Genomic DNA, 4,088 nt, shown 5'->3' with positions numbered 1-4,088 from the left:
TTGCCATATATACCCTCTTGATACTTGGTACTATACACCATGCATTTATGTCAATTGATTATTTATCAAAGAGCGCTTTAAGACATAATTTTATATGTTAAAAAACAATAATATCATTTTGAAATAATTGAAAAAATAAGCAAATCATGATAAGATTTTCTATGTATTAAAGTACAAGTTTAAGGTAAGAAAAAACATGCTAAATAAAGTGACATTAATCGGGCGTTTAGGTGCTGATCCCGAAAGCAAGACAATGAATTCTGGAACAGAAGTAGTCAATTTTCGTATAGCGACTTCTGAGAGCTATACGGATAAAAATACTCATCAAAAAGTAGAGAAAACAGAATGGCACTCCGTGGTGATTTTTAATCCACATTTGGCAAAAATAGCGCTTCAGTATCTAAAAAAAGGTTCAAAAGTTTACGTAGAAGGAAAATTACAAACACGCAAATGGCAAGATAAAAATGGTATTGACCGTTACACAACAGAGATTGTTTTACCGCAATTCAAAGGCGAGTTGTATTTGCTTGATGCAAAGAAAGAGCAGTCTACCCCTTCTTCCGTTACTTCTCAAAATTATGCTATCGCTTCAGGTGCTAAAGATTATAGCGCATCTCTTAATGATAGCATGCCATTTTGATTAAAAAATAGAGCAAAGAGAAACATGTGGGCTCCCACAGATTAGGGGATGTATGAAAAAGAGAGATGCTTATATTTCACAAGTGAAAGTACGTCAAGATCCTGTTAATCAATTGGCGATTGAAATGCGTGCTAAACGCTTTGGTTTGACGATTGAAGAGGCTAAAAATCCGCTTGCTGGGTCTTATGTTGGGCGGCTATGTTTGCAAGGTGTGCTTACTCAAGATCAGTATGATGCTGCGCAAAAATATCTTGAAGTGAAAAATGACTATTTGTGTGCAAAAGGTTTACCAAGCGCTGTTTATGACGAAATACCATCATCTTCTGATGACAAAGCAAGAGAAAAATGGGTCGAATTTGCAACAGGACAGTTTTCTAATATGCAAGAGGCGATAAAAGAAACACAACATCTCTATAGACAGTATAATCTTTATGCAGCAATACAATATATTGTTGTCGAAGACCAAACATTACCACATCTTGTGAATTCATTGCGGGTCGCTCTTAACGCGCTTCATAAATATTTTGACAGAAAAACTAAATGGTAAATGTTGTATGTTGTTTCTTTCGCTATGACGCGAAACGTTTTTCTGTACAATTCGTTGTATTTGTATTACAGTGAATACAAATATGAGGATTGTGTTATGACGATATCTATTCGATTGCCAAGTGATCTCGAAACACGTTTGAATAATTTAGCTGCTAAGACAGGACGTACAAAGTCTTTTTATTTGCGTGAGATTATTGAACGTGGAATAGAGGAAGCAGAGGATTATTATTTAGCTTCACAAGTAAGAGAGCGCGTTCGAAGGGGAGAGGGTACTTTTTATAGCTCTGAAGAGGTGAGGAAAGAGCTTGGCTTGGACGATTAGATATGAAAAAAAAGCTCTTAGTTTTTTAAAAAAATGCGATAAAAAAGAAGCACGGAGGATTGTTGATTTTTTAGATCAACATGTTGCTCTTCTTGAAGATGTGCGTGTAATAGGTAAACCCTTAAAAGGACAATTATCAGGTTTATGGAGATATCGTGTAGGAGATTACAGGATACTTTGTGAACTCTATGATAAGGAGCTTGTCGTATTAGTTTTGGCTATTGGACATAGAAAAAGCATATATAAAGGCTAAGGCAAATCTTTTATAAAATATTTTGATTCTTAATCAAGGATTAAAAGGAGTAATACCGCGCAACTAATTAGAGCAGTTGTTAATAAAAAGAAATAAGCAGGAATTTTCAATTTAAAGCGCCAAAGTAAGTTAATGATGATGGACATTATACTAATAAATATGAATATTCCTATTATAATGAAGAAATCATCAAATGTTATACGTCGTTGAGGTTTTTCATAATCAGAAACAGTGGAAAACGAAATGTTATATTGATTAATTCCACTATCTGATAAAATCTTTTTTGGGTGCTGTGCTACTACGTATTCCTTTTGCACAACTTTAATTTTTTCATGTAAATTTTCATCAGTATTAGAAGACTGATAATGAGTAAAAATCTGTTCACTTTTGGCATAATTAGAAAGAAAAAGCACACTGATCATTACGACTAATAAGTAACTTATTTTTTTTGCTGATAAATAATTCATTATTTCTTTTATGGTTGGAGTTTAAAGATTAAGGAAAAATGCTTAGTCAATATTTTGATCGTTAGACAATTTTCCAAATAAATTTGATCAACGCTATAAACGCTATAAGACAAATTAATATCAATGCTATAATCGCTACGATCCCTACAATTTCATCTAAATTTTGTATTATAGCAATAAAAATTAACACTCCTAAAAATGTTATTCCTAATACAGGATAAAATACAAAGGCTGCTGCCATAGCTGTATAGCATCCTGTTTGGAATTGGAGGGACAAGAGCTCATAAAATGCGCTGTCAATATTTTCATCTTTTAAACTTAGCTTTTTTTCTCTTGCACATGCACTTAGTATCAAAAGATACGATACAAATGCTACAAATATTGGTACGACTAATTTATCTTGTTGTTGATTGTCTAATCCGAAGGGATTAAAAGCAAGTATCATAAGACTAATTATAGCAAAGAACGGTAAAAACAAAATTAGTGTAAATGTCTTTTTAATTCTACATAAAACTGCTTTTTTGAAAAATAACATTAATTTCCCCCGCTTTTTGCTAATCAATAACTTTGTGCTTCCGTATAATTGATTCGTTTAGAAGATACAATTGTGAGTGGTTGGTTGTTAAAGACACTAGATTTAGGTGAAAAAATAAAAAATACACAATATAATGATTTTTTTGTTGACAGGATATGAAAAATAGTGTTTTATGGCGTTGCTGTACTAGTCGAATTGCGTCTAGAATTACGGTAAAGGTATAACCTTTCTTATAAGTTTATATGATTGTTCAGAGCCCTGCTTTTGCGGGGTTTTTTTATTGTCTTGTTTACAAAAAGAAACACACATGAAAACCACTGAAAAACTTGCAAAAAAAACGCCCCCAAAGGCAGGTCAAGGGCGAGTAAAAGGTGTGCCAAATAAAACGACACGTATTTTGAAAGAAGCAGTGCTTAAGGCAGCTGAGCGCGCTGGTAAGAAATATGGTGATGATGGTTTGATCTCTTATCTAGAAAAACAGGCAATCAAATGCCCCGCTGCTTATCTGTCATTGTTGGGAAAGATTTTGCCTCTTCAAGTGACAGGGGAAGATGGGGGCGCCATTAAGATGATAACGCGTGTAGAAATCGCGCCTTTGGTCAATGACGACACGACAGATTAATATTGTTCCAAAGCTTATACCGATTTTTACAGGTAAGGCTTTGGTGCGTGCTGCTTGGGGAGGAAGAGGGTCTGGAAAGACAAGATCATTTGCCTTGATGGCTGCTTTAAAAGGCTATCAATTTGGTAGGAGAGGGATATCAGGCACTATACTTTGTGCACGTCAGTTTCAAAACTCGCTAGCAGAAAGTTCATTGGAGGAAATTAAGCGCGCCATTGAAGCCCATGACTTTTTAAAGGACTATTACAAGGTTGGAGAGGCTTCTATTAAGTCAAATGATGGTCGTATAGCCTTTCAGTTTTCTGGACTAGACCGTAATATTGCGAGCATTAAATCGATGGGGCGTATCTTGCTTTGTTGGGTTGATGAGGCAGAGCCCGTAACAGAGACCGCTTGGCAGACGCTTATTCCAACGTTGCGTGAAGAAGGTGAGGGGTGGAGAGCAGAGTTATGGGTGACATGGAACCCGTTGCGAGACAATGCACCGGTTGAAAGGCGGTTTCGCTTTTCAGATAATGCGGCAATCAAGCGTGTAGAGATCAATTGGTCAGACAACCCGAAGTTTCCCAAGATCTTGAATGAAGCGCGGCTTGATGATCTGAGAAACCGTCCCGAGACCTATAAGCATATATGGGAGGGGGCTTATCTTACAGCAGTTCAAGGCGCTTATTATCAGAGGGAAATGTTGGCAGCCGAGCAG

At 36.0% G+C, this 4,088-nt stretch carries 8 protein-coding genes; 6 read left to right on the top strand and 2 right to left on the bottom strand.

Translation table 11 applies throughout. The features are described from left to right. Positions 1-196: 196 nt before the first annotated feature. The 4 genes from ssb (at position 197) to ACFIMX_RS06700 (ending at position 1,764) form a co-directional block, all read left to right on the top strand. Complete coding sequence (gene ssb / locus ACFIMX_RS06715) at positions 197-640, top strand: single-stranded DNA-binding protein (RefSeq protein ID WP_375694223.1); 444 nt, start codon at positions 197-199, stop codon at positions 638-640. A 52-nt stretch (positions 641-692) separates the two neighbouring features. Continuing rightward, entirely contained in the window at positions 693-1,187 is a 495-nt protein-coding gene (locus tag ACFIMX_RS06710) for a hypothetical protein (protein ID WP_375694222.1), read from the top strand. Between the two features lie 96 nt (positions 1,188-1,283). Then, on the top strand, positions 1,284-1,511 hold the full coding sequence (locus ACFIMX_RS06705) for a DUF6290 family protein (protein WP_007346764.1): 228 nt from the start codon (positions 1,284-1,286) through the stop codon (positions 1,509-1,511). Beyond that, positions 1,495-1,764, top strand: a complete 270-nt coding sequence (locus ACFIMX_RS06700; RefSeq protein WP_375639626.1) for a type II toxin-antitoxin system RelE/ParE family toxin — start codon at positions 1,495-1,497, stop codon at positions 1,762-1,764. Before ACFIMX_RS06705 ends, ACFIMX_RS06700 begins: the two co-directional genes overlap by 17 nt. Before the next feature lie 29 nt (positions 1,765-1,793). Here the strand turns inward: ACFIMX_RS06700 and ACFIMX_RS06695 are convergent, their stop codons facing one another. Both ACFIMX_RS06695 and ACFIMX_RS06690 read right to left on the bottom strand, forming a co-directional pair. Further along, positions 1,794-2,231: a hypothetical protein gene (locus ACFIMX_RS06695; RefSeq protein WP_375694221.1), complete on the bottom strand. Its 438-nt coding sequence runs from the start codon at positions 2,229-2,231 to the stop codon at positions 1,794-1,796. Between the two features lie 61 nt (positions 2,232-2,292). Further along, a complete protein-coding gene (locus ACFIMX_RS06690) occupies positions 2,293-2,793 on the bottom strand; it encodes a hypothetical protein (protein WP_375639629.1) in 501 nt (166 codons plus the stop codon). A gap of 280 nt (positions 2,794-3,073) precedes the next feature. On the opposite strand from ACFIMX_RS06690, the gene ACFIMX_RS06685 reads away from it, so the two are divergent. Together ACFIMX_RS06685 and ACFIMX_RS06680 are read left to right on the top strand one after the other, a co-directional pair. Then, positions 3,074-3,388, top strand: a complete 315-nt coding sequence (locus ACFIMX_RS06685; protein WP_375607311.1) for a hypothetical protein — start codon at positions 3,074-3,076, stop codon at positions 3,386-3,388. After that, positions 3,369-4,088 (top strand): phage terminase large subunit (locus ACFIMX_RS06680; RefSeq protein ID WP_375694220.1); only part of this gene is annotated, 720 nt, incomplete at its 3' end. The genes ACFIMX_RS06685 and ACFIMX_RS06680, both read left to right, overlap by 20 nt.

Source organism: Bartonella sp. AD24XZML (assembly GCF_042196485.1).
GTDB lineage: Bacteria > Pseudomonadota > Alphaproteobacteria > Rhizobiales > Rhizobiaceae > Bartonella.
The sequence above is the reverse complement of the archived record's forward strand: the minus strand, read 5'-3'. Positions and strand labels throughout refer to the sequence as shown.

Bases quoted from the DNA above. Each gene is read 5' to 3' on its own strand.
- ssb (WP_375694223.1), top strand. From the start codon at position 197: ATGCTAAATAAAGTGACATTAATCGGGCGTTTAGGTGCTGATCCCGAA.
- ACFIMX_RS06710 (WP_375694222.1), top strand. From the start codon at position 693: ATGAAAAAGAGAGATGCTTATATTTCACAAGTGAAAGTACGTCAAGAT.
- ACFIMX_RS06705 (WP_007346764.1), top strand. From the start codon at position 1,284: ATGACGATATCTATTCGATTGCCAAGTGATCTCGAAACACGTTTGAAT.
- ACFIMX_RS06695 (WP_375694221.1), bottom strand. From the start codon at position 2,231: ATGAATTATTTATCAGCAAAAAAAATAAGTTACTTATTAGTCGTAATG.
- ACFIMX_RS06685 (WP_375607311.1), top strand. From the start codon at position 3,074: ATGAAAACCACTGAAAAACTTGCAAAAAAAACGCCCCCAAAGGCAGGT.